Below are 25,850 nucleotides of genomic sequence, written 5' to 3'. Positions count from 1 at the left end.
ACGTCTTTTTCTTTGTAATAGGGACGAGCTTTTTTATCGAAAAAACGATGTTATTTGCCTGCCATCTGTTTTTCCTGCTGCTCGATCATTTTCTTGACCATATATCCGCCAACAGATCCGTTCTGTTTCGATGTGAGGTCTCCGTTATAACCGTCTGTCAACGGTACTCCTAACTCACTTGCCACTTCATACTTGAATTTGTCCAGAGCGCCCTTTGCCTCCGGTACTGCTGCTCTGTTAGATGAACGATTTGCCATGATCAATTTCCTCCTTTTGCATTTTAACGACATTTATCGTTTTCGTTTGTTGTAACAATTCTTCCGGCTGCACATGTATGTAATCTGCTTTCTATGCAGCCGGTTACGATACATTTGCTTCCGTTTGTTTTGTTACGCTCATAGTATATGGAGGACAACAATTTTTAAACTGGCAATTTTTTACACCTTTCATCCATTACAACGTCGTTTCTAACATAATCTGTTGAATCTTATGATCGATATGATTTTTTATTTTTTTATAAGAAGGGTCTTTTAATTCAGGATCTCTTTTTAAAATTTTATTTGCTTCTTCGCCGGCGATTTTTAACACTTCTGCATCCTGAAACACATCTGCAATCTTAAAGTCAAGAATCCCGCTTTGACGTATTCCGAACAGATCTCCCGGTCCTCTAAGACGCAGATCTTCCCCGGCGATAAAGAAACCGTCGTTCGAGCGGTTCAAGATTTCAAGTCTTTCTTTTGTCTCGTCCGATTTAGACGCAGACATAAAAATACAATAAGATTGATATCCGCCTCTTCCGACACGCCCGCGAAGCTGATGAAGTTGGGCAAGTCCGAAACGCTCCGCATTTTCAATAAGCATAACTGTTGCATTTGGCACATCGATCCCAACTTCAACAACAGTTGTAGATACAAGTATCTGAATTTCATTTTTCCCAAATGCAGACATTATCTCATCTTTTTCCTTCTGCTTCATTTTTCCGTGAAGGCAGCCTACATGAATACCATCCCCCAATTCTTCTGCGAGCATTTGCGAGTAGTCGATAACATTTTCGGCATCCAGACTTTCACTTTCCTCTACCATCGGACAGATCACATAGCATTGTCGTCCCTCTAAAACCTGTTTTCTCATAAAACGATATGCTTTTTCCCGATATTCAGTATTTACGACACAATTTTTTATCGGCAATCTGTTTTTTGGCATTTCATTGATAATAGAAATGTCAAGATCGCCATATAAGATAATTGCAAGCGTCCGCGGGATCGGAGTCGCGCTCATTACAAGAATATGAGGTGTCTTCCCTTTTTGCGCCAGTGTTTCCCTTTGTCTTACCCCGAATCGATGCTGCTCATCCGTAACAACTAACGCAAGATTACGATATAAAACCTTCTCCTGTATAAGCGCGTGGGTTCCGATTATAATAGCGGCTTCTCCTGATTCAATTCGGGCATAAGCTTTCTTTTTCTGACTCATTGTCATTGACCCTGTCAAAAGTTCTGCTTGAAGCGGGATTTTATATTTTTCCAACATTTCAGATATGTTTTCATAGTGCTGAACCGCCAATACTTCCGTCGGCGCCATAAGCGCACCTTGATATCCGTTTAATGCTGACAGCAAAAGCGCCAAAAATGCAATGATCGTTTTTCCGGATCCGACATCTCCTTGAACAAGCCGCGACATGACGTTTTCACTTTGCATGTCACTTTTAATCTCCGTCCAAACTTTCTCCTGAGCATTTGTAAGATGATATGGAAGAGCTCCTAAAAATTGTTCTATCTCCGGACGATCTGCAAAATGAAATGGATTTTCGCTGCGATTTTCGGACTCCTTCATTCTACGCAGTGATAAAATAAAAAGAAGAAATTCTTCAAACACAAACCGTTTTCGTGCCCGGACAAAATCCTCTTTTTCTCTCGGAAAATGCATCGCGTAAATTGCTTCTTCATATTTCGGAAAAGAGTATTTAAGCCGAAGCTCTTCCGGAAGAATATCCTGTTCATCATCCAAAAAAGACAGTGCTTGTTTTACAGCTTTAATGACAGAATTATTCGTCAAGCCGGCTGTCAGGCTATATACCGGCTGCATTGTATCTCTTTTTTCCTCATACTTTGATGACGGATAGAATATTTCAGGATGTTCCATTACGATTTCATTTTTCTTTCTTACGATACGACCGCGCAGAACAAGTGTCCCGCCTTTTGCGAGTGTATTCCTCAAAAACGGCATTCGATACCATATAACTTTTAAAGTACCGGTCACATCTTTTAAATGTAATGTTGTTATCTGCATTTTAGAATTTGTCGATACTTGAATTCTGCCGAAAACCATACCTGCTACTGTACAAACTTTTCCTTCTTCTACTTCACCGACAGAAATCGGATCTTCAAAAATCTCAAATCCTTTCGGATAATAACGAATCAGATCTTCAACTGTATCTACTCCGATTTTTTGAAACAATTTTTCTGTCTTTTCTCCGATTCCTTTTAAGGAACTGATCTTTCTTTTTTCCACTTTCATTCCCGCCTATTTTTCTATCTGCCTATGTGATCTGATATATTTTGAGGCGTTCCCCCTTATGGAAGAGCGCCTCTTTATATCATATATTACTGCTTAGTTATAAAAATTTTGTTCTGTTATTCTACGGAGAGCACATAATAATAAATCGGCTGTCCTCCCATGTGTACATCCACATCTACATCAGGATACAACTCTTCCACTTCCTGCGCAAAATTTTCCGCATCTTCTTCCAAAACGTCCTGTCCGAAATACAGGCTGATCAATTCGGATTCTTCATCGACGAGTTGTGCAAGCATCTCTTTTGTCGTCTCTTCAACAGACTGTCCGACTGCGAGAATTCCCCGATCTCCGATTCCCATTATATCGCCTTCATGTATTTCTTTGTCATCAATGTGCGTATCACGGACTGCATATGTGACCTGTCCGGTCTTTACGTTTTTGATTGCTTCTTCTAACGCTTCAATATTTGTATCTACGTCCGCTTCCGGCATGTAACTGATAATTGCGGTAATTCCCTGTGGAACAGTCTTTGTCGGAATAACAATAATATCTTTGTCATCTGTTAATGACTGTGCCTGATTCGCCGCAAGGATAATGTTTTTATTGTTCGGAAGAATAAAGATATGGTCTGCATTCACTTCATCGATCGCACTGAGCATATCATCTGTACTCGGATTCATTGTCTGTCCGCCTTCAATGATATAATCTGCACCGAGCTCTCTGAAAATCTCATTCATTCCTTCACCGATAGATACGGCTATAAAACCAACCGGCTTTCTCGGTTCTTTTTTCTTCTTCTCAGATGCCTGTTGAGCTGCCGCTTTTTCTGCGTCTTTGATCAGTTTTTCCTGATGCTCTTCCCTCATGTTATCAATCTTCATTCTGGAAAGCTGACCGTATGTGAGCGCTTTTTGAATCGCAAGTCCCGGATCGTTCGTGTGTACATGAATTTTCACAATATCATCATCGGCAACACAAACGATCGAATCGCCGATCGATTCAAGATAAGCTTTAAACTCTGCTTCATTCTTATCTGTAAATTCTTTTTCTGTCATGATAATAAATTCTGTACAATAGCCAAACTTAATATCCGCTTCCGCCTGCTGGGAAGGTTTTACCATTTTTGTTCCGCCGCTTGCTTCGATTGCCGCATAATCTATTTCTTTTCCAAGAAATGCATCATACGCCCCATGAATCACTTCAAGCAATCCCTGTCCTCCGGAATCTACAACTCCCGCTTCCTTTAATACCGGGAGCATCTCCGGTGTCTGAGCCAAAACTTCTTCCGCATATTTGATCACTTCAGGAATGAAAACTTCCAAATCTTCCGTCGTCTCCGCAAGTTCTTCCGCTTTCCTTGAGATTCCTTTTGCAACAGTAAGGATCGTTCCTTCTTTCGGTTTCATAACCGCCTTATAAGCTGTTGCTGTTGCACGTTCACATGCCTTTGCCAAAATCACCGCATCGATCTCTTTATGTTCTCTGATCTCTTTTGTAAACCCTCTGAGCAGCTGTGATAAAATTACTCCCGAATTACCGCGAGCTCCTCTAAGAGATCCTGAAGAAATTGCCTTTGCGATTGTCAACATATCCGCATTTTCAAGAGATTGTACTTCTTTTGCCGCAGACATAATAGTAAGTGTCATATTTGTTCCCGTATCGCCGTCGGGAACCGGGAATACGTTCAGTTCATTTATAAATTCTTTTTTTGCTTCCAGATTGGCCGCACCTGCAAGAAACATCTTGCGGAACAGCTCTGTATTTATCGTTTTCACTGCCACGAAAATATCCTCCTTAATCAATCACTCTTACACCTTCAACAAAGATGTTGATCTTTTCTACCGCCATTCCGGTAAACTCCTCAACCTTATACTTTACATTGCTCATAAGATTGTCAGAAACAGAAAGGATATTCACGCCATATGCAACGATTACATGAAAATTCAATGTAATTTCATTATTATCAGAAATCGTCACTTGAATTCCATGTGTCAGACTATCTTTTTTCAGAAGACGCACAAGTCCGTCCTTCATATTTACAGCCGCCATTCCGACAATTCCGAAACACTCAACAGCAACGGAACCCGCATATTTGGCGATCACTTCCGGATTGACCGTGATAATGCCAAGATCTGTGCTCATACTTCCTTTCATAATATATACCTCCGGTTCTTTCACACAATTTTGCCATAAATAACATGTTTATTATACTATCACTTCTAACATTTTACAATATACATTCGTTTTTTTTAAAAAATACTTGCAATACTGAAATGTTTCTGATAGAATATCAGTGTTATGAGTCTATATGACGAGTTCAGATTGTTAGGAGGTGCAGTCATGGCTAAATGTGCTATTTGTGAAAAGGGTGCTCATTTTGGTAACAATGTAAGCCACTCTCATAGAAAAACACCGAAAATGTGGAAATCAAATGTAAAATCCGTCAGAGTCAAAACAGAAGGCGGTTCCAAAAAAATGTATGTTTGTACATCTTGTCTGAAGTCCGGACGCGTTGAGCGCGCTTAATCAGACACACATCATCGGAAACAATGACACGGAAAAAGCGGATCTGTAAATTCAGATCCGTTTTTTATGTCATTGTTTTTACGTTTCAAGAAAAAACATAATACCGCTTCTTTATTTTTCTTTTTAACAACAGCAAAAAAGCCGATATCCGACAAGCAGAAACAAAATAATCAAAATAACTCCCCAAATAACGTTTGGAAGCATCATCATTATAAACATTCCGATCGCCATCCAAAATAATGCAAAGCCACATATTTTTTTCATATATCGTATTCACTTTCGGGAAGCTTCTTATTCTACCCTATGCACATTCCTATAAATCCAGAACTATATTATATCATTCAAAATAATATACCGCTTACTTTTCTTTTTTATTTTTCTATTTCGGCATCAAGAATATCGTTTACTTCCTTCTCTGTCATACGTTCATCTTTTCCCGTAAAACGATCGACAACATCAGGAACCATATCAAGAATTTTTGTGATTGTATCCTGGTTTTTCACATTTACGAGCTTTGTCTTCCCTCCCTGTATAACGATCACGGCGCTCGGAGACATTTTACCTCCGATTCCCCCCATTCCTTTTTCTTTTTTATCTGCCGAAGAAGAACCTGCACCGATTCCAAAAGAAACGTCTACAAGGGGAAGGATAATTGTATCATTAATATGAATCGCATCTCCGACAACTGTTTTTGAAGATACGACCGCATCCATACCTTTAAAAAGAGCCTCTACCGTTGATTTAAAATTGTTATTACTGTCTGCCATTTTTTTCATTCCTCCTGTTTGAACTTCCAAATATCATAACTTTAATTTTTTCAAATGCGTGACCGTTATTCTCACATTCTTATCCATAAGCATATGAAAAGCAAATAAAAACAAATAAAGAAGTCTTATCTTTCCTTCAATATGCAGATCCATCTCAAAGACTTTATGTTCAAAATCCGGTATAATCTCGGTCTGCCCCTCCAAGAAAGGATAAATAATACTTATTAACGCGAGAATATAGCCTGTAACTGACGGATCTTCAAATCCAAACTTCGCTTTTATTGCGGCTTTTCGGGGACGTAATTTTATTGCGAATTGTTTTGTTTCTTTAATAAGTTTTGAAAATGCATTTTTGTGAATCTCATTTTTCAAGAACTGTTCAAGAACTTCTTTTTTCTTTATTAATGTTTTTATATTATCACATAATTTCCGAAATGTGTATTTAATCTTCTCTCCAAATGACTTCGAAGAACTTTTTCTATTTTTCGGAATTTTTTTTACTTCATCCGCTTCCCTCTCAAAACCTGTATTTTTTTCATCTGTCTGTATTTCACGGATACTTTTTGTATCAATTGTATTTGATTCGGGAAGTACTTTTGTATCGCTGCCTTCCCCGCCCTTTGTATCATCTGGCTTTGAAAAATTTTTTTCCTTCTCTTGATCTTTCTCTCTTTCCGGATCTTTTCTTTTTGAACTATCGGTTTCGTTTCTTATATTTTTTTTGTCTTTATCGTTTCCTTGTATTTCGGCATTTCCAAACTTTTTCCAAGCCGCTCTTATATTCCACGTCAAATTCCCATTATCATAACAGATTTCTCCCGAAATAAACGGTTTTATCCAATAGAAACGCAGCTTTCCCAAAATACTTTTCCCGAATTCTTCTGCAGTTAAATCGAATCGATACCCCGCCGGAGCAAAAAGAACTGTTATAACTGCAACTAACATAAGTCCTGCTAAAACAAGTATCAAAAATCCAAGTATTTTTAAGATAAGGAGTATGATATGTAACATTTGCCTACCGCCCTTTTTTCTCGTATTCAGCCTGATCTGTTAAAAGAAACTGTCTTGCATTTGCACTTTTGGTTTCTTGATATACGTCTTGAACAATTTTTTCAACAAGGAAAAGCGCTTCATCATATCCATCTGCAATTCCGATCACAAAAAGCTTTGAATGTTCAAATATGGATTGTTTTAGCAAGACGCTTGAAAAAAATTCCAGTTGATTTTGTTCTCCCTGAGATAATGTAATAACATATACTTGCGGCTGAAGTTTATTTTCCTTCAGCCTTTTTACTATTTTTCCCTTTTTCTTCTGCCAGCATTCACTAACATATAGATTATGATAAAACTCTATCTGACTCATAAACTTCACCGATTATAATAAGAATCCAGAACAGCTCCTGCGATAGATACCGCTTTTCCTCCTGCACTTCCGTCGGAACCTTCTGTAATAACAGTGATCACAAGTTCCGGATTGTCAACATTTGTAAATCCCGTAAACCATGAATGCGTTTTTTCTCCGTCTGTCATACTATATTCAGCCGTTCCTGTTTTTCCCGCGACCGTATATGACCTTCCGCTTAATACCGAACCGGTTCCTTCACTTACAACAGCCGCCATGTACTCTTTTAACTGTGCCGCTTCTTCTGACGTCATGATCCGTTTATAACTTTTCGGAACATTCTTTTTCACTTCCGTACCGGTGTAATTGGTCACTTTATCTACATAATAGGGCTGCATCAATGTACCGCCGTTTGCAATCGCCTCCGTGATCAGCGCCATATGATACGGACTTACCATTGTTTTTCCCTGTCCCATTGCCGTCATCATAATTTCTGCGGAACCGGACTTCGAATCAAGCACGAAGGAACTTTTTGTATAATCCATAACGCTTGGAAGTTTCTTATTGAACAATAAGCTTTCCGCCGTTTCCCGATAGCCGTCCACGTCAAGGCTTAAGCCGATATTTGCAAATGATGCATTACATGAGTTTGCAAAAGAACTTCTCAAATCTTCGTATCCATGTACCGTTCCGTTAAAACAGCGAATTGTGACATTGTCTTCTGTAATGGATCCCTGACAGTCATAAGAATACGAGTTATAATCCGTATCCTGCCGCATATAAGCAAGAGCAGTCACAATTTTAAATACAGAACCCGGAGCATAAGACCCGTTCGTAGCCCGATTCAAAAGCGGACTGTTTTCCTCATCCGTATTTAGGATCTCCCAGTTTTCAGCAAGCGTATTCGGATCAAAATCAGGCTTTGAAACAAGAGTAAGTATTTTCCCTGTGTCTGCCTCCATCACAATAACCGCTCCTTTGTTCTCTCCGAGCGCATCATAGGCAGCCTGCTGAAGTTCTGCATCAAGTGTTGTAACAACTGTGTCTCCCTGATCTTTTTCTCCTTTAAATTCATTTTGAATCTTTTCCATAAAAAATGCATTTGAAGTAAGAAGATCAAAATTCTGCGCGGACTCAAGTCCTGTTTTTCCAAACTGTGAATCATTATATCCGATAACATGGGAGAACAGCGAGCCGTACGGATACGTTCTTGTCTCTGTTCCGTCTTCGTCCACTTCCGTTGTTGCAAGTACATTGCCATTTCTATCTGTAATATCTCCTCTGACAACGCTTTGTGCAAAAGAATCCTGCCTTTGATTATAAGGACTATTGACAAACGTCTTGGCTTTTACAGTTGTGAAATAAACGAGGTACCCCATCAATGCAATAAACAAGATCACAAAGAAATATGTAATTTTAGCGAAATCTTTATTTTGTGCGCGTTCCCGTTTTTTTCCGCGGCCTCTGTCTTGGGACTTCTTCGAATTTCGGTCCGCTTTTTGCCGTCTTTCGGGGCGCTGTTCTTCCCACGCCATTTTTTCTTTTCCTTTCTTTTCTTAGTTTTTCTTTTTCCCGTTCCTCTTCTTCATCTTCTCTTATAATATATAGTCCCTGAATGATTCCAAACATAATCATCGTACTTAACATCGAACTTCCGCCATAACTTACAAACGGCAAAGTCATTCCTGTAGACGGAATAAATTTTGTGACGCCTCCTATTTGCAGGAAAACCTGAAAAATATAACACGTTCCCAATCCAAGTGCGATTAACTTATAAAAATTATTTCTCAATTCCATTGCAATATTCAGAAACATCACATAACAGCTTACACAGATCAAAATCAGACAAAGTGCGTAAATCACTCCCATTTCTTCTGTAATAGCAGAAAAGATAAAATCTGTCTCCGAAACAGGTATCGTATCCGGCTGTCCTTTAAAAAGTCCTGTCCCAAACCAGCTTCCCGTACCGATCGCAAACAACGATTGTGCCACTTGATAACCGCTTCCGCTGTACGTCCCGATGGGATCCTGCCACGCCTCTACCCTGACCTGAATATGCGAAAACAAATGATAACCGACAACTGCCGCGGCTGCTCCGGCTCCAAGTCCCGCTATCGCATACAGCCATTGTCTTGTCGCGACAAAAAGCATAACAAGATAAACAACAAAGAAGATCAGTGCCGCTCCCAAATCCGTAGAGAGAACTAAGATCAATACATGTGCTGCCGCAATCGCAGTTGTCACAACGATATTTTTAAATTCTTTTGATTTATTCAGACTTGCTGCAACAAAAAATACAAAAATAATTTTTACGAACTCAGACGGCTGTATATTTATGCCTGCAATTTCGAATCCCAGCTTTGCCCCGCCGGAAATCTGTGCGAACAATGCAACTGCAAGAAGAGCTGCTCCTCCTACTGCCGCATAAATATATGTCCACTGATCAAGGAACTTCATTTTTCGGATCAAAACCGGAACAACAAGTCCAAAGGTAATTCCCAAAGCAACAAATACAAGCTGTCTTACCGCCGTGCCGTAAGGAGACGGATTATCTGCGGACAATCTCGTGATCATGATCATCCCGACAGTGATCAGCATACACATATTATTTACAACAAGCCTTGACACATTCGGATAAATCAAATTATACAAAAGAATGACCGCAAGAAGAATCACCGTCAATACTGCATATAAAAACAAGATCCGAATATCTTTTGTTGCCAAATACATTGTACCAAACGCTGCAAACTGCAAAAGAAACATCAATACATCCTGCCGGATAAGCACTCTTTTTTCTTCATCTTCATAATTTCTCGTAAAAATCGAGAAACAGGAAAACGTATAAGCAGCCATAAGTATGATAATTACATATTTAGATAATTGAATGATAATATTTACCACGTTATTTCTCCTGACGATAATCGAGCGCACTTACAGTACGCCGCGTTTGAAATGCTCCTGTGTATAATCAAACTGCGGTTTTTCTCCAAATGCATCGATTGCTTGTTCTAATACTTTCTTTACTTCTTCCTTTCGCTCTGCTCCGAATCGAATCCTCAGTCTTTTCGGTGAAAGCTTTTGAATCTTTACTTTTTGTGTGCCCAAATATAAAGGAGCGCTGTTATAAACGATATTATAACATTCATCACATCGGTTTTGAACGAGAAACTCTTCTCCTATCCTGTCTTTCATCTGCGTAAAGGAAGAGTTTTTTGTACATTTTCCTCTCGTCTTCATAATACATTGCGCCGAAATCATAACCGGGCGATAACCATATACTGTCAGTTCCGCAGTTTCAAGTCCAAGTATTTTAAGCTCACTCTCATTTAATTCTGCCGGCGCTGTAAACTCAGAGAAACCTGCTTTTTTCATAAACTCTTTTGAAAACCGATTAAACACATATAAATTATCATCCGAAATTACTTTTTTGTCAAATTGTAATTGACAAAGCAGCGTATACTGTTCCCAATTCCTAATAAGTACGCCGTCTAACTCTTTTTCCGAAAACCGACTGATACATTTTTCAATCCGTTCTGCGCTTCCTTTTCTGAATACATGCGGAAGAGCAAGATAAAATTCTATCTTTTTCTTTTTTAATTTTTCGATGTATCCCGGGATATCTTCCTGAAAAATATTGCTTTCGGCGTAGATACGTGCGATTTTTATATTCTCCGTTTCTCTTTTCTCCAAATAGGCGCAGACTGCCGAAAGCTGTTCTTTATTTTCCACGAGAACCGAATAAGAAAAGTTTTCTTTTCTTTTAAATTGATCATAAGTATTGTTCTTTTCTTCTATAACCTCAGCTGCAATTCTCTTTTCTTTTTTTTCATCTGTTGTTTTTCTGTAATATTTCCCCGATAGTGCCTCGCACAATCCGCTTACCGCTTCTCTGCGAAGATCATTAAGTGTTTTAATCGAGAGAAAAATCGCTTCATCCATCTTAATATCCAAAGTTTCAAAAACAAAGGGCGTATTCCCTAATTTTTCTATTTGAGAAACGATCCGTTCTCTTTCCATCGGGCGGTTCTGCGCCTGTTCGACAATTTCTTTTGAGTACGCAGTATATGTACTTTCATTACAGTACAATTTCAAACTTGCCGGCTTTCCCACTTCCAGCGTAAGTTTTCCGTCTATCTTCTGTCTGATTGAATCTCCGATATACTGCTTATGAATCGAAGTGATAAGACTTTCGTTTCTCACTCTGTTTATTGTCGATCCCTGTTTTATATAAACTTGTTTCTGCACTACCATTGAAAAAGCTTCCCCTTTTTTCTGATCTTTTCCAATAGTATAGCTTCCTGAAATATCCAACACATCCCCTGCATGCAGGTCTGTAAGAATTTTTCCTTTGATCAATCTTCCTTTTTGGCTTTCTACCTTTACTGCCGGAACGCCTGCGTGGTTTGGACGATCCGACGCTATCATATTCTGCCCGTTATGCTGTCGATAATAACCTGCCGAAAATCCTCCTCTGTTATACAGATCCATCAGTATACGTTTATCCTCGGAAGAAACTTTATATCCCTTTTTTCCGTTTTGCATATATAAATCTGTGTATTTCCGGTACATTGCAGTTACTGCCGCTACATACTCCGGCTTTTTCATACGACCTTCGATCTTGAACGAATCGATTCCCGCCTCCGCAAGTTCCGGGATCAGATCCAGCGTACAAATATCTTTCGGACTTAAATAATATTTTTTTTCACCTTCTACTGTATACGGCAGTCTGCAAGGCTGAGCACACTGACCTCTGTTCCCGCTGCGTCCGCCGATCATGCTGCTTAAAAGGCATTGACCGGAATAACAGTAACAAAGTGCACCATGTACAAAACATTCTATCTCCAACCCTGTTTTTTCTTTGATCATACGCACTTCTTCAAGAGATAATTCCCTTGCCGGAACAACACGGCTGATTCCCTGCCCTTCCATAAATGCCGCTCCGCGATACCCTGTGATCGTCATCTGCGTACTCGCATGAATATCCATCTTCGGAAAGTACTCTCTTACAAGTTCGAGAACTCCTATATCCTGAACGATCACCGCATCTAACCCCGCTTCATAAAGCGGACTCAGATATTCGGGTAACTCTGAAATTTCGTTGTTTTTCAGCAGTGTATTTACCGTAAGGTAAAGCTTTCTTCCGTATATATGAGCTTCTTTGATCGCTTCGATCAACTCTTCTTTTGTAAAATTATCCGCATATGCTCTTGCTCCAAATTTCGGACCTCCGGCGTACACAGCATCCGCTCCTGCGTTGATCGCAGCTTTAAAAGAAGCATAAGATCCGGCAGGCGCCAATATTTCAATCCGGCGTTTTTCCATGCTGACTCCTTTCCCTACATCCCCTTTAACATACAGGTGTTTTCCCTTTATATAAAACAACAACTATCTAAAAAGACACTATCCAAAAGAAACAGGCTGTCATATGACTGACAGCCTTATTTTTATCTTCTGCGATTTTTCATTTCTGTCTCGAGCTTCACAATCTGCATTTGAAGATCGTTGTTCTCTTCTTTTAATTTTGCCAACTCTTTTTCCGCATTCTCCAGTTTGATCTGCGCTGAAATAAGTTCATGCTTTAAATCATACATTTCCTTATCTTTTAGTTCAATGTCACTCTCCAGCGAATCACCCTGTTTTTTTGCTTTGAAGTAATCATCGGCAATGTTAAGAGCGAGAAGTACATTTCTTGTGTCAGCGCTCTGTTTTCTGTATCCTTCACTATTTGTACATTCTGTTATCTTATGATTCAAATAGGAAGACACTTTCTGCAGATACTCTTCGCCCTCAAATCCGCTCAAAGTATATACTTTTCCTCCGATCAATACTTCCGTAAAATGTTTTGCTGAACTCATAGCTTCCTCCTCGCGTTTCTTAAAATTCATTATAAACTATTTAGCGGTAAAAACCAACTACTTTTTTCGGAACTATCCGTTTCATAACTATTCCGAAATTATTCATCCGCAAAAGATTCTATCCCGAGATGCCGGTATGCCAGATCAGTTACTATGCGTCCTCTCGGAGTCCGCTGTATAAATCCGTTTTTCAAAAGATACGGCTCATACACATCTTCCAATGTTCCTGCATCTTCTGAAATCGCCGCCGCCAGTGTATCCAAACCAACCGGACCGCCTTGGAATTTTTCAATCATTGTCAGCAGAATCGTTCGATCGATATGATCCAGACCATACTTATCGACATCAAGAAGGTCAAGCGCATAATCTGCCACTTTTTTCGTGATTTTGCCATCGTATTTTACTTGAGCGAAATCTCTTACACGTTTCAACAGACGGTTTGCAAGGCGGGGAGTTCCTCTGGATCGGCGAGCAAGTTCTAAAGCCCCGTCCTCTTCGATCTCTACATTTAACACAGATGCCGAACGTAATATGATCGTTTTTAGTTCTTCCGGAGTATATAATTCCAAACGGTGCATAACACCGAAACGATCGCGTAAAGGAGCTGTTAACATTCCCGCTCTCGTTGTTGCGCCGACAAGTGTAAATTTAGGCAGGTTCAAACGGATCGAGCGGGCGGCCGACCCTTTTCCGATCATAATATCAATGGCAAAATCTTCCATAGCAGGATAAAGAACCTCTTCTACTTGTCGGTTTAACCTGTGAATCTCATCGACAAACAAAACGTCTCCTTCCTGAAGACCATTTAAGATTGCCGCCATTTCTCCCGGTTTTTCGATTGCAGGTCCTGACGTTACCTTCATGTGTACACCCATTTCATTCGCAATAATTCCGGCAAGCGTTGTTTTTCCAAGTCCCGGAGGCCCGTAAAAAAGCACATGATCAAGTGTTTCCCCGCGCGCTTTAGCAGCTTCTATATAGATGCCAAGTGTTTCTTTTGCCTTTTCCTGACCGATATATTCGCCGAGAGATTGCGGACGCAATTCTCCTTCAATCTTAATGTCTTCCTCTAAGTTTTCTGTCGTTATGATTCGTTTTCCCATTGCCGTCCATTATTTCCTTTCCGCCTTATCCACATCCTCTCATCAGAAAAGATACTGCAGCGCTTCTTTCAATATATCTTCTACAGTCTGACATTGTACAGAAGTTTTCTTTACCGCGCGAAGGCTTTCCGCACTCCCGTAACCAAGCGCAACAAGAGCCTGTACCGCCTCCGATTGCATTTCATTTGCCGATGTTTTCGCCATATCTGTCTGTATTGTTTCTTCCGGATGAGCAGCATGATCAAGCATTTTTTCAATATCTACTTTGTCTCGAAGTTCTACAATTAGTTTTTCGGCAGTCTTTTTCCCGATTCCAGGCGCTGACGAAATCATTTTTGCATCTCCCGACATGATTGCAAACCGCAGTTCATCCGGAGACATACATGACAAAATATTCAAACCGCCTTTCGGCCCGATCCCGCTTACTCCGATCACAAGCCGGAATATTTCCAAATCATCTTTTGTCAAAAATCCAAAAAGCTGCATGGCATCTTCCCGCACATTCAGATAAGTGTAAAGTTTCACTTCATTTCCTACAGAAGGTAACATCGCCAGTGCCTGATGTGGCATAAACACACCATACCCTATGCCGCCCACATCAATAATTGCTTTTTGTTCCTCGATCGCAGCTAATTCACCTTTTACATATGAAATCATTTTTTTATTCCTTTAATCGTAAATTTTTAGTTCGTTTCAGTACTTCGGCAGATATCATTCCTATGAGCATTCCCGTCAAAAGCCCCGCAATCAAAAGTACAGGGAAGTAATATCCTACTTCGTATGTCTGAACCACAGCCATGGCAACCGCAAGCTGACCGACATTATGAAAAACACCGCCGCAGACGCTGACACCGACTACAGTAAATTTCCCTGTTTTTTTCAATATTCCCATAACGATCAGACTTAAAATCCCGCCTGCCAGACTATATAAAATAGAAAATAGATTACTGAATATAAAACCGCCTAAAACAACGCGGGCAACAGATAAGAGAAACGCTTCTTTCCACCCCATTTTATATAGAACAAGAATTGTTATAAGATTCGCAAGTCCCAGTTTTGCTCCGGGAATCCCAAAGTGAATGGGAATCAGCAGTTCCACATAACCTAAAATCAATGCCAGCGCTGTAAATATACCGAAATATGCAGCTCTGGTTCTCAAATCACTCTCTCCTGACTATTGTACAGTTCCGTCAAGTTTTTCTTCGCCTCCGCCTTCTATCGACACAACGACTTTATTCGGAAGACATATAATACTTTCTCCACTTCTTTTGATCCTCTGATGGTGAACACAAATCTGATCCGGACAATCAGCGGACTCCATTGAAACCGTACCCTCCGTAATTAAAACTATATTCGTTTCGTTCACTGAAACAGTTCGATCTTCAGACAACAGATATGTGCCAAAAACCTTCCCGTCTACAGTAATTTTTACTTTCTCCGTACCGTTTGCCGAGTGTAATAGCTGAATTCCCAGCACGACCAGCGCAATGAACAGGATGCCAAGTATAAGAATGTTATCGTTTTTCTTCATTTCTAACCTCACACACGTTGAAAATCCCGGCGATACACTACACTTTTAACGCTTCATTTACTCACGCTTCAAACCGTACTGTTATGATCTTTCGAGGACATTTTTCTGCACATACGCCGCAATTTGTGCATTTGTCGGCATCTATATGAGCCAAAAAGTTATTAACTGTAATAGCCCCGGCTTCGCAGTTTCGCTCGCAGAGACGACATCCGATACATCCGACTTGGCAGACGTCCATTAATGCTTTCCCTTTCTCATTTGAGTTACACTGCACAAATGTTTTCTGCTTATACGGGATCAATTCGATCAGGTGCTTCGGACATGCATCCACACATTTTCCACATGCTTTACATGCTTCCTTATCAACAACTGCTATTCCATCTACAATATGGATTGCATCAAACGGACAGGCATCCACGCATGAGCCATATCCGAGACACCCGTATGCACACCCTTTTGCTCCTCCATCCTGCATCTGACTTGCCATGATACAGTCTTTGATTCCATAATATTCATATTCACTTTTTGTCTTTTCACATGTTCCGCCGCATTTTACAAATGCAGTTTTTCTTTCGCTTGCCGAGGCGTCTACGCCCATAATCTCACCGATCTTCCCAGCTACAGAAGCGCCTCCGACCGGGCATCCTCCTACATCCGCTTTTCCCTGAGCAATCGCCGCAGCGAGGCCTGAACATCCTGCATAACCGCAGCCTCCACAGTTATTTCCAGGTAAAACATCGAGAATCGCCTCTTCTCTTTCATCAACTTCAACTGCGAATTTTTTTCCGGATACACCTAGGAAAATACCGATAAATAATCCGGCTCCACCGACGATCGCGGCAGCCAAAAGAATCGCTGTTATATTCATTCTATCGCACCTCCTATATTAATCCTGAAAATCCGCAAAATGCGATTGCCATCAGTCCGGCTGTCACAAGAACGATCGGAGTTCCTTTAAATGCTTCGGGAACATTATTGTGTTCGATTTTTTCCCGAATTCCGGCCATAAGAACAATCGCAACAAAAAATCCCGCCGCTGTCGCAAATCCGTTCACTACACCGGTCAGCAAACCGATCCCGACACCTTTTTCATAATATCCGTTTTGTACGTTTGTCAGCGCTACGCCAAGAACCGCGCAGTTCGTTGTAATCAGCGGAAGATAAACGCCGAGGGCATTATATAACGGAGGCATCACTTTCTTTAAAAACATCTCTACGAACTGTACAAGAGCTGCTATGACAAGGATAAATACGATAGTGTTTAAATATTGGAGCTCTCCTCCTAAAATTTTCGGGTTTCCAAGGATGAATTTATAGATCAATCCTGTTACAAACGAAGCGATTGTGATAACGAATACAACTGCTCCGCCCATTCCGGCTGCAGTTTTTACATTTTTAGAAACACCTAAAAACGGACAGATACCGAGGAACTGACTAAGGACAACATTATTTACAAACGCAGCTCCGACTGCAATCAAAAGTAATTCCTGCATTTATGCCTCCTCCTCTTCTTTTACATTCGTCTCTTCATGATGTGGTTCGTTTTCTGCGAGATGACCTCCGCAGATTCCTTTGCTTGCACATGCAGAGCAACCTTCGCCGCATCCTGACGATACCGGAACTTTTTTTCCTTTTTTCTCAAGATTCGCTTTCACTTTATTCTGAAGAGCTACAAGACATGCCAATACAAAAAACGCACCCGGGGCAAGAACAAAAATCGTAAGAGGTTCATATGACTGCGGCATAACACGAATGCCGAACACCTCGCCTGCACCAAGCAGTTCTCTCACAATACCGATTGCCGTAAGACCGACCGTGAATCCAAGTCCCATACCGATCCCGTCGAAAATCGAAGGAAGCACCGGATTTTTTGATGCATAGCTTTCCGCTCTCCCCAAAATAATACAGTTTACTACGATCAAAGGGATATACAATCCGAGTGATTTATAAAGCCCGGGAACAAATCCCGCCATCAAAAAATCAACGATCGTAACAAAAGAAGCTACAACAACGATAAAAGCAGGCATACGCACTGATGCCGGAATCACTTTTCTCAACATAGAAATCAACATATTTGACATCACAAGTACCGCTGTCGTAGAAAGCCCCATACCGATTCCGTTGATCGCAGATGTTGTAACCGCAAGAGTCGGACACATACCGAGCATGAGAACGAACGTAGGATTTTCTTTCACAAGGCCATTATAAAGACGTTCTGCACATTTATTCATTGATACCGCCTCCTAACTCCGTTTGATAATAAATCAGTGCTGAATCAACGGCATTAGTCACTGCATTTGTCGTAATCGTAGCGCCGCTGATGGCATCGATCTTATCATCGCCTTTTTCTCCATTTTTCGTATAAGTGAATTTTTGCACTTTTTTATCCCGAAACTGATCTTTAAATTCAGCGTCTTTCGCTTTCATTCCTAATCCCGCCGTCTCTCCGATGGAGAGCATCTCAATTCCTTTCACTGTTCCGTCCGAGGCGATTCCTACAGAAATTTCAATGTCGCCGCCATACCCTTCGTGAGAAGTGACATTGATCACGTAACCGATTACTTTCCCTTTTTTATCTGTCGCTTCCGCTACTTCTGTTATATCGTCTGTATAACCGTTTTCTTTTAAAATTTTTGCCGCCTCTTTTTCATCGAAATTGCTGGATGTAAACTCTGAAGCCTCGGGAAGCACTGTCTGAAACGCCTTTTGTTTTGTACGCTCCTGCGCCTGCGCAATCGGCTCTTTTGTAACATCGTAAACAATTCCGAGCAAAAGTCCTGAAACAACTGTTATTGCAGTTAAGATCAACGTATTTTTTATAATTTTATTCATTACTTTTCTCCTCCTTTACCGAAAGGTTTCGGAAGAGTAACCTTCTCGATCAACGGAACCAAAAGGTTACTGATGATGATTGCATAAGATACCCCTTCTGCCGAAGCTCCGAACAAACGGAACAGTCCGGTTAAGATTCCCATACAAATGCCATACAAAATCTTTCCTTTGCTCGTAATCGGAGCAGTCACATAATCTGTTGCCATAAACCATGCTCCAAGCATCAGACCGCCGCCGCATAAATGAGCGGTTATGTACCACGGATCAAATCCATTGCCGCCGAAAAGCGTGATAAAAATAACAAATGATACGATATAAGATCCCGGAATTCTAAGATCTATCACTCCTGTCAATATTAAGAACATCGCTCCGATCATAATCGCGATCACCGATGTCTCTCCGATCGTTCCCCGGACATTTCCAAGAAGCATATCCATCGTATTTACTACATTGCCGCTCTTTAATTGTGCAAGCGGAGTTGCGCCTGTCACGCCGTCATACACAAAATACGTCATTTTTTGCGTAAAACAGATTAGAAGAAAGCATCTTGCAGCTAAGGCCGGATTCATAAAATTTTGTCCCAATCCACCGAAAAGCTGTTTTACAACAACGATTGCAAATACGGCTCCGAGTACCCCCATCCACCACGGAAGCGTCGGCGGAAGATTCAATGCAAGTAAAAGACCTGTAACAACTGCGCTGAAATCACCGATTGTAACCGGTTTATGCATTAATTTTTCATAGATATACTCTGCAAGCACAGCAGCCGCCGTTGTAGCAACAACTAAGATCCACGCATTTTCATGTCTAAAATTCCAAATTCCGAATACAGTAGCAGGGAGCAGGGCAATCACAACAAGAAGCATGATATTGCTGCTTTTTATCTTATCCCGAATATGCGGGGATGCTGATACATGATAATTTTCATTCACTTTTCTCTCACCTCTCACTTACTTCTTTCTTTTATTTGCAAGCGCAATTTTTCTCATAGAACCGATAGCCTGTTTCAAAGGTCTTTTCGCCGGACACACATAACTGCATGATCCACATTCCACACATTCAAGTCCATTCATCGCAACAAAAGCCTTTTCATCATGTCTTTGGGCAAGATCGGCTAATCGTGAAGGTATAATACGACTCGGACAGACATCAACGCATCTTGCACAGTTGATACATGCCGTCTCCACGCTTTTTGAAACTATATCTTCCTTAAACGCAAGAATAGAAGAAGATGTTTTTGTTACCGGAGCTTCTGCACTTACCATGGCGAATCCCATCATAGGCCCTCCGGATATCAATTTTTCCGGCTGTTGAGAAAATCCACCCGCCGCTTCAATTAATTCCATATGGTTTGTTCCAAGAAGAACTTTAAAGTTTCCCGGAGAATTTATGGCGTCTCCGCTTACAGTAACAACACGTTCCGTAAGAGGTTTCCCCTCAGCTACTGCCATATGAATCCCGATCAATGTTTCCACATTATCAACAATACAACCCGCATCTGCCGGGAGCATAGATGAATTGATCGCACGTTTTGTCACTGCATAGATCAACTGACGTTCCGCTCCCTGAGGATATTTTGTCATGAGTGCCTTCACTTCCATATTCGGGTCATTTTCTGTTTCTTTGTTTAATTTTTCAATACAGTCTTTTTTATTATCTTCTACCGCAAAGATTCCTTTTGCATTCGGAAACAGCGAAAGGATTATACGCATACCGTTCACCAGTTGTCCGGTATTCTCCAACATCCTTCTGTAATCTGCCGTAATATACGGTTCACACTCTGCACAGTTCGCAATAATATATTCTATCTTTTCAGGTTCTTTCGGAGAAAGCTTTACCCTCGTAGGAAAACCTGCGCCTCCCATTCCGACAATACCGGCTTCACCGATTCTCTCAATGATCTCTTCTCTTGTCATCTCACCAAAAGGTTTCACCGTAAGATCGTTTATTTCCGCGTATTCTCCATCATTTTCAATGATGATACATTCTGTTTTTGTACCTGCCGGATTAAACCGATATTCAATTCCTTTCACAGTTCCGGATACAGAAGCATGGATCGGTGATGACACAAAACCTCCTGCTTCCGCAATCTTCTGTCCTTTTAAAACATGATCTCCTTTTTTTACGATCGGATTCGCAGGCGCTCCGATATGCTGTGAAAGCGGATACGCCAGTTCCCCTTTCGGCAGTAATGTACGTATTTCACTGTCTTTTGAAAAACGCTTTCCGTCATCCGGATGGATACCGCCTTTAAATGTCAGAAGTCCCATGATATTCTTCCTTTCTTTCCCGCCGAAACAGAATCTACTTATCACACTCTATTCCCGCATTATTTTCATATTACGTTATTTTACTAGAATGAAGCATAAAAATCCAGTCATTCAAACGACAAAATCATACAATTCTGTATTTTCAGAAGAATGTTATCTTTTTAACATAATAAAGAGAACGACACTCTATGCAAGTATCGTCCCCTATCTTATCCATTATATAAAATACAAAAGATAATTACTCAGCATCTGCTTCGTAATCAACAGATACTGCATCTTCTTCATCACGATCAGCTTCCAATGCTTTCATGCTCAGGCTGATCTTCTTCTCTTCTTCGTTCAGGTCAACAATCTTAGCTGTAATCTCCTGACCTACAGAAAGAACATCCGATGGTTTCTCAACATGTTCTCTCGAAATCTGAGATACATGAAGAAGCGCATCAACTCCCGGTGCAAGTTCAACAAATGCACCGAAATCTGTCATACGTGCAACTTTGCCTGTGATCACTGTACCTACTGCAAAGTTCTCTGAAGCATTCGCCCACGGGTTTGTCTCCGGGAACTTCAAACTTAAGGCAACTTTTGTATCGTGAATGTCTTTCACAAGAACAGTAAGAGTATCACCTACGTGGAAGTTTTTCTTCGGATTATCAATTCTTCCCCATGACATTTCAGAAATATGGAGAAGTCCGTCAACTCCGCCAAGATCAACAAACGCTCCGAAATCCGTCACATTTTTGATCACGCCGTCTACTCTGTCTCCGACTTGTAATCTTGCAAACAGTTCTTTCTGTTTCTCGGCACGTTCTGCAACAAGAAGCTGTCTTCTGTCTCCGATCACACGGTTTCTTCTCGGATTGAACTCGCTGATTACGAATTCAATTTCCTGACCTTCATATTTTCCAAGATCTTTCTCATAAGAATCAGATACAAGGCTTGCCGGGATAAACACTCTGACTTCATCAACTGTAGCGCAAATGCCGCCTCCGAGAATCTGTGTAACTGTAGCTTTGAGGACTTCTTTGTTCTCAAACGCTTCACGCAGTCTCTCATTTCCTTTCTCGGCTGCAAGTCTCTTATATGTAAGAAGAACCTGACCCTCTCCGTCGTTTACTTTCAAAACTTTGACTGTCATCGTATCACCTACGGATACTACTTTTGTGAGGTCAACTGACGGATCGTTGGAGTATTCATTCTTTGTAATGATACCGTCTGCCTTATAACCGATATTCAGGATAATCTCTTCCGGTTTTACATCGATTACCGTTCCCTCAACTACTTCTCCATTGTGAATCGTTTTAAATGACTCGTCTAACATCTGTTCAAAAGATAATTCTGACATTATTTTGAACCTCCTCAATTATATTGTTGGGCGTGGATGCCCCTGCTGTAATACCTACTGTTTCCACTGACCCTAATTGATTCAAATCCAAATCGTCAAGTGTCTGTATATAGTACGTATTGTCACATGCTTTGCGGCAGATCTCAACTAATTTCTGAGTATTGGAACTATGTTTATCTCCAATAACGATCATAGCATCCACCGACTCTGCAATGCTTTCAGCTTCAGTCTGACGCTCTTTTGTAGCATTACAGATTGTATTTAAAACACTTACATCATAACTCTTTTTCATTATAATTTCAACTAAATCTTTAAATTTATTGTAATTAAATGTCGTCTGGGAAACAATGCAGATTTTCTCTTTTCGATCCGCTGTAAAACATTCCGCATCTTCCGCACTTTGTATGACGGTTACATTGTCTTTCGCCCATCCTTTTATCCCTACAACTTCAGGATGTTCCGGGTTTCCGATTATAATAATATGAAATCCCTCTCCGCTCTTTTCAGATACAATATTATGAATCTTTTTCACAAATGGGCAGGTAGCATCTACAATTCTAAGACCTTTTTGTTCGATCTTTTCATAAATGCGTTTTTCCACTCCGTGAGACCGGATAATGACCGTACCTTGACTGATCATATCCAAATCTTCTTCAGAACGTAGTACGATAACCCCTTTATCCCTCATATCTTTGATAACTTCTTCATTGTGGATAATCGGACCATACGTATAAATCTGTCCACACTTTGTATCTACCTGCTTATATACCGTGTCAACCGCCCGCTTTACTCCGAAACAAAATCCGGCAGTCTTTGCTTTTATCACTTTCACTGTATTTTCCTCTCACTAATTACAGAAGCTGCATATTTTACTTACCACTTCATCAATCGTCATATCCGAACTGTCTACTAAGATCGCATCCTCTGCTTTTTTCAACGGTGCAATTTCTCTTGTCATGTCACGTTCATCTCTTTCCTTGATATCCCGTGCAATCTCGTCAAAGTCACATGATTCTCCTTTTGACGCAAGCTCATCATATCTACGTTTTGCTCTTGTTTCTACGCTGGCAGTCAGATAGATTTTCACATCTGCATTCGGAAGAATATTTGTTCCGATATCCCGTCCGTCCATGATCACATCTTTTTCGCGTGCCAGCGTTTTCTGCAATTCTAAAAGCTTTTCCCTAACCGCCGGGATAGCCGACGTTTTTGACGCCATATTTCCAACTTCTTCTGTACGAAGCATGCCTGTAATATTTTCACCGTTTAAATAAACCTGCTGTACTCCGTTTTCGTACACAATACTTACATCTGCATCTATGCACGCTTTTGCAACAGCCTCTTTGTCTTCCGGCGAAATTCCTTTTTTCAGAAAATGGATCGCCAATCCTCTATACATTGCTCCTGTATCTACATATATATATCCTTTTTCTTTCGCCACCAGTTTTGCTATCGTACTTTTTCCGGCTCCTGCCGGGCCGTCCACCGCCACATTATATCCCATTTTCTTTCCCCTTTCTTACTGCTTTTTCTTTTATTCTTCTCTTCCGGCATTCATTCCCGCAAGATATGCCGTAGACCATGCAATCTGAAGATTATAACCTCCTGTAAGAGCATCAAGATCCAAAACTTCTCCCGAAAAATATAAATTTTTAACAAACTTTGACTCCATTGTTCCCGGATGGATCTCTTTTACGCTTACTCCGCCTTTTGTAATGATCGCCTCGCTATAGCTTCTTAAACTTGTAAGCGTCATTTTAAAATCTTTGATCAGACGTACAAACCGCATTCTTTCTTCTTTTGTAATCTCATTTACTTTCTTTTCTTCCGCAATACCTGAAAGTTCTGTCATAACAGGTTTTAGTTTTGCCGGAAACAAACTATCGACTGCATTTTTAAACTGTTTGTTATGATTCGCATCGAACTCTCTGAGAATCCGTTTGTCGAGCTGTTCTTCTGTAAGCGCCGGTTTTAAGTCGATATGTAAAGTCAGCTCTTTTTCTTTCAGCCTTTTTCCTACAATACTGCTAGCGCTTAAAATAACCGGACCTGTCACTCCATAATGGGTAAACAGCATCTCTCCGAATTCTTCATATAATTTCCTTTTTCCGTCGGTCACACGGATACATACGTTCCGAAGCGACAGACCCTGAAGCTGTTTTGCATACCATTCTTTTACTTCCATCGGAACGAGAGCCGGAAAAAGTTCGGTAACCTTATGCCCGCATGTTTTTGCAAATCGGTATCCGTCTCCTGTCGATCCTGTAGCAGGATAAGAAATCCCTCCAGTCGCTATGATCACCGCATCTGCGTCAACAAAATGCTGCTTTTGTTTTTGGGAATCATCAGAAATAATGATTCCTGTTATTTTCTCGTTTTCTACACATATTTTTTCCACTTCCGTACAAAGAGATATCTGAACGCCGAGACGGTGCAGTTCTCTTTGAAGCGCCCCGATTATATCCGACGAATGATCGGAAACAGGAAAGACTCTGTTTCCTCTTTCAACCTTCGTCTTCACACCGAGATTTTCAAAAAAGTCGATCACCTGTTCATTCGTAAAACTGTAAAATGCACTATATAAAAACTTTGGGTTACTAACTACCGCCTGAAATAATTCTTCAACATCCGATGCATTTGTAATATTACAGCGTCCCTTTCCCGTTATAAATAATTTCCTGCCCAATCTGTCATTTTTCTCATAAATCTGAACATGATGCCCGTTTTCGGCGGCAAATACAGCCGCCATCATTCCTGCGGCTCCGCCTCCGACAACTATCACTTTACTCATCTTTTCCTCCTGCCGTTTCATCCGGGAAAAACGAACGTTTCATAGGATCTAATTCATCTCTGCTGTACACTTCATATTCTCCCCATATTTCCTCTAACGTCTCAAGTGTTGATACAACTTCTTTTTGTCTCTTCATGCAAAGCGCCACTACGAGAGCATTCACTACGCTTAACGGCGCTACAAGAGAGTCTACGATCGACGCCATATCACTTCTTGCAATCAGATTGCACGATGAATACAGATTCATAGGCGAATGGACGCTGTCCGTTAAAGTGATCACTTTTGCCTTTCGGTTACTTGCAAACTCCAATGCTTTTAATGTCCGCATAGAATATCTCGGAAAACTGATCCCTATGATAACATCATGTTCGTTAATTCTGATCAACTGTTCAAATATTTCACTGGAACTGTTTACATCGACAACAGATACGTTATCACAAACAAGATTTAAGTAAAATCCTAAAAATGATGCTAACGGAGCGCAGCTTCTGATCCCTATTACATAAACTCTCCTCGCATTCAGGAGCGTGTCAATCGCAAGATCAAATGCTTTATGGTCGATATCTGCAAGAGTCATCTTAATCTTATCTATATCGGATTGAAGAACAGTTTCCAGTATTTCACTTTGGCTGATTCTTCCATACGTCACTTCCATCCTCTGGATCGAATTCAGCTTATTACGGACAAGTTCTTCTAATGCCTTTTGAAATCCCGGATATCCTTTATAGCCAAGCTGTGTAGCGAATCGCACTACAGTTGACTCACTGACCCCGACGATCTCTCCTAATTTGGCAGCCGTCAAAAAAACCGCTTTGTCGTAATCATTGCATACATAATCTGCAAGACGCCGCTGTCCTTTACTCATTTTTTTATATTTTTCTTTAATTCTTAATAAAAGTTCATTTGTCGTTGTTTCATTTTGTCCCATTTTTGTTTCCTACTTTTTCTCAATTATCACCAACTGATTATATCTT

At 40.6% G+C, this 25,850-nt stretch carries 28 protein-coding genes; 1 reads left to right on the top strand and 27 read right to left on the bottom strand.

The genetic code is table 11. The features are described 5' to 3' along the window. Nucleotides 1–50 precede the first annotated feature (50 nt). The 4 genes from RUMTOR_RS00715 to RUMTOR_RS00700 form a co-directional block, all read right to left on the bottom strand. On the bottom strand, nucleotides 51–257 hold the full coding sequence (locus RUMTOR_RS00715) for an alpha/beta-type small acid-soluble spore protein (protein WP_009242677.1): 207 nt from the start codon (nucleotides 255–257) through the stop codon (nucleotides 51–53). A gap of 196 nt (nucleotides 258–453) precedes the next feature. Then, nucleotides 454–2,517, bottom strand: coding sequence for an ATP-dependent DNA helicase RecG (gene recG, locus RUMTOR_RS00710; protein ID WP_004845070.1), 2,064 nt, complete (start codon nucleotides 2,515–2,517; stop codon nucleotides 454–456). Between the two features lie 116 nt (nucleotides 2,518–2,633). Then, nucleotides 2,634–4,298, bottom strand: a complete 1,665-nt coding sequence (locus RUMTOR_RS00705) for a DAK2 domain-containing protein (RefSeq protein ID WP_009320596.1) — start codon at nucleotides 4,296–4,298, stop codon at nucleotides 2,634–2,636. A 13-nt stretch (nucleotides 4,299–4,311) separates the two neighbouring features. Further along, nucleotides 4,312–4,671 (bottom strand): Asp23/Gls24 family envelope stress response protein, encoded by a 360-nt coding sequence (locus RUMTOR_RS00700; RefSeq protein WP_004845068.1) that lies wholly within the window; start codon nucleotides 4,669–4,671, stop codon nucleotides 4,312–4,314. A gap of 186 nt (nucleotides 4,672–4,857) precedes the next feature. Between RUMTOR_RS00700 and rpmB the strand changes: the two genes are divergently transcribed. Then, nucleotides 4,858–5,043, top strand: a complete 186-nt coding sequence (rpmB, locus tag RUMTOR_RS00695) for a 50S ribosomal protein L28 (RefSeq protein ID WP_009320597.1) — start codon at nucleotides 4,858–4,860, stop codon at nucleotides 5,041–5,043. A 123-nt stretch (nucleotides 5,044–5,166) separates the two neighbouring features. On the opposite strand, the gene RUMTOR_RS13070 is transcribed toward rpmB, so the two are convergent. From RUMTOR_RS13070 to RUMTOR_RS00585, 23 genes are all read right to left on the bottom strand, one after another. After that, nucleotides 5,167–5,307: a hypothetical protein gene (locus tag RUMTOR_RS13070; protein ID WP_167528104.1), complete on the bottom strand. Its 141-nt coding sequence runs from the start codon at nucleotides 5,305–5,307 to the stop codon at nucleotides 5,167–5,169. 107 nt (nucleotides 5,308–5,414) lie between these two features. Next, nucleotides 5,415–5,810 (bottom strand): GerW family sporulation protein, encoded by a 396-nt coding sequence (locus RUMTOR_RS00690; protein WP_009242681.1) that lies wholly within the window; start codon nucleotides 5,808–5,810, stop codon nucleotides 5,415–5,417. A gap of 33 nt (nucleotides 5,811–5,843) precedes the next feature. Continuing rightward, nucleotides 5,844–6,821 carry a DUF2953 domain-containing protein gene (locus RUMTOR_RS00685; protein ID WP_004845063.1) on the bottom strand — a complete coding sequence of 326 codons (978 nt, stop codon included), beginning with the start codon at nucleotides 6,819–6,821 and terminating at the stop codon, nucleotides 5,844–5,846. 4 nt (nucleotides 6,822–6,825) lie between these two features. After that, nucleotides 6,826–7,173: a hypothetical protein gene (locus RUMTOR_RS00680; protein WP_004845062.1), complete on the bottom strand. Its 348-nt coding sequence runs from the start codon at nucleotides 7,171–7,173 to the stop codon at nucleotides 6,826–6,828. Between the two features lie 5 nt (nucleotides 7,174–7,178). Continuing rightward, nucleotides 7,179–8,531 (bottom strand): peptidoglycan D,D-transpeptidase FtsI family protein, encoded by a 1,353-nt coding sequence (locus tag RUMTOR_RS00675; protein WP_004845061.1) that lies wholly within the window; start codon nucleotides 8,529–8,531, stop codon nucleotides 7,179–7,181. Nucleotides 8,532–8,580: 49 nt separating this feature from the next. After that, nucleotides 8,581–10,053, bottom strand: a complete 1,473-nt coding sequence (locus RUMTOR_RS00670; RefSeq protein ID WP_009242686.1) for an FtsW/RodA/SpoVE family cell cycle protein — start codon at nucleotides 10,051–10,053, stop codon at nucleotides 8,581–8,583. Between the two features lie 30 nt (nucleotides 10,054–10,083). After that, nucleotides 10,084–12,474: a peptidase U32 family protein gene (locus tag RUMTOR_RS00665; RefSeq protein ID WP_004845059.1), complete on the bottom strand. Its 2,391-nt coding sequence runs from the start codon at nucleotides 12,472–12,474 to the stop codon at nucleotides 10,084–10,086. A gap of 122 nt (nucleotides 12,475–12,596) precedes the next feature. Continuing rightward, nucleotides 12,597–13,007, bottom strand: coding sequence for a cell division protein ZapA (locus RUMTOR_RS00660; protein WP_009242690.1), 411 nt, complete (start codon nucleotides 13,005–13,007; stop codon nucleotides 12,597–12,599). A gap of 98 nt (nucleotides 13,008–13,105) precedes the next feature. Further along, nucleotides 13,106–14,110, bottom strand: a complete 1,005-nt coding sequence (ruvB, locus tag RUMTOR_RS00655; RefSeq protein WP_004845056.1) for a Holliday junction branch migration DNA helicase RuvB — start codon at nucleotides 14,108–14,110, stop codon at nucleotides 13,106–13,108. A gap of 42 nt (nucleotides 14,111–14,152) precedes the next feature. Further along, nucleotides 14,153–14,767, bottom strand: a complete 615-nt coding sequence (ruvA, locus tag RUMTOR_RS00650) for a Holliday junction branch migration protein RuvA (RefSeq protein ID WP_004845054.1) — start codon at nucleotides 14,765–14,767, stop codon at nucleotides 14,153–14,155. A 4-nt stretch (nucleotides 14,768–14,771) separates the two neighbouring features. Continuing rightward, nucleotides 14,772–15,269 (bottom strand): Gx transporter family protein, encoded by a 498-nt coding sequence (locus tag RUMTOR_RS00645; protein ID WP_009242691.1) that lies wholly within the window; start codon nucleotides 15,267–15,269, stop codon nucleotides 14,772–14,774. A gap of 15 nt (nucleotides 15,270–15,284) precedes the next feature. Then, nucleotides 15,285–15,641 carry a NusG domain II-containing protein gene (locus tag RUMTOR_RS00640; protein ID WP_004845051.1) on the bottom strand — a complete coding sequence of 119 codons (357 nt, stop codon included), beginning with the start codon at nucleotides 15,639–15,641 and terminating at the stop codon, nucleotides 15,285–15,287. 61 nt (nucleotides 15,642–15,702) lie between these two features. Continuing rightward, entirely contained in the window at nucleotides 15,703–16,509 is an 807-nt protein-coding gene (locus RUMTOR_RS00635; protein WP_004845050.1) for an RnfABCDGE type electron transport complex subunit B, read from the bottom strand. A gap of 13 nt (nucleotides 16,510–16,522) precedes the next feature. Continuing rightward, nucleotides 16,523–17,134 (bottom strand): electron transport complex protein RnfA, encoded by a 612-nt coding sequence (locus RUMTOR_RS00630; RefSeq protein WP_004845048.1) that lies wholly within the window; start codon nucleotides 17,132–17,134, stop codon nucleotides 16,523–16,525. Beyond that, a complete protein-coding gene (gene rsxE / locus RUMTOR_RS00625; RefSeq protein WP_004845046.1) occupies nucleotides 17,135–17,872 on the bottom strand; it encodes an electron transport complex subunit RsxE in 738 nt (245 codons plus the stop codon). Continuing rightward, nucleotides 17,865–18,473, bottom strand: coding sequence for an RnfABCDGE type electron transport complex subunit G (locus RUMTOR_RS00620; protein WP_004845045.1), 609 nt, complete (start codon nucleotides 18,471–18,473; stop codon nucleotides 17,865–17,867). Before RUMTOR_RS00620 ends, rsxE begins: the two co-directional genes overlap by 8 nt. Next, complete coding sequence (locus RUMTOR_RS00615; protein ID WP_022003092.1) at nucleotides 18,473–19,405, bottom strand: RnfABCDGE type electron transport complex subunit D; 933 nt, start codon at nucleotides 19,403–19,405, stop codon at nucleotides 18,473–18,475. The genes RUMTOR_RS00620 and RUMTOR_RS00615 overlap by 1 nt, the downstream gene beginning before the upstream one ends. An 18-nt stretch (nucleotides 19,406–19,423) precedes the next feature. Next, entirely contained in the window at nucleotides 19,424–20,743 is a 1,320-nt protein-coding gene (gene rsxC / locus RUMTOR_RS00610) for an electron transport complex subunit RsxC (RefSeq protein ID WP_004845041.1), read from the bottom strand. 238 nt (nucleotides 20,744–20,981) lie between these two features. After that, the gene (gene rpsA / locus RUMTOR_RS00605; RefSeq protein WP_004845039.1) at nucleotides 20,982–22,085 is read right to left on the bottom strand and encodes a 30S ribosomal protein S1; all 1,104 of its coding nucleotides are present in this window, start codon (nucleotides 22,083–22,085) and stop codon (nucleotides 20,982–20,984) included. After that, nucleotides 22,066–22,917 (bottom strand): 4-hydroxy-3-methylbut-2-enyl diphosphate reductase, encoded by an 852-nt coding sequence (gene ispH, locus RUMTOR_RS00600; protein WP_009242693.1) that lies wholly within the window; start codon nucleotides 22,915–22,917, stop codon nucleotides 22,066–22,068. Before ispH ends, rpsA begins: the two co-directional genes overlap by 20 nt. Nucleotides 22,918–22,932: 15 nt before the next feature. Then, entirely contained in the window at nucleotides 22,933–23,589 is a 657-nt protein-coding gene (cmk, locus tag RUMTOR_RS00595) for a (d)CMP kinase (RefSeq protein WP_004845034.1), read from the bottom strand. A gap of 30 nt (nucleotides 23,590–23,619) precedes the next feature. After that, on the bottom strand, nucleotides 23,620–24,876 hold the full coding sequence (locus RUMTOR_RS00590) for a BaiN/RdsA family NAD(P)/FAD-dependent oxidoreductase (protein WP_009321148.1): 1,257 nt from the start codon (nucleotides 24,874–24,876) through the stop codon (nucleotides 23,620–23,622). Continuing rightward, the gene (locus RUMTOR_RS00585; RefSeq protein ID WP_004845030.1) at nucleotides 24,869–25,804 is read right to left on the bottom strand and encodes a MurR/RpiR family transcriptional regulator; all 936 of its coding nucleotides are present in this window, start codon (nucleotides 25,802–25,804) and stop codon (nucleotides 24,869–24,871) included. The genes RUMTOR_RS00590 and RUMTOR_RS00585 overlap by 8 nt, the downstream gene beginning before the upstream one ends. Nucleotides 25,805–25,850 lie beyond the last annotated feature (46 nt).

The sequence above is a fragment of the [Ruminococcus] torques ATCC 27756 genome, assembly GCF_000153925.1.
Taxonomy (GTDB): domain Bacteria; phylum Bacillota; class Clostridia; order Lachnospirales; family Lachnospiraceae; genus Mediterraneibacter; species Mediterraneibacter torques.
The sequence above is the reverse complement of the archived record's forward strand: the minus strand, read 5'-3'. Positions and strand labels throughout refer to the sequence as shown.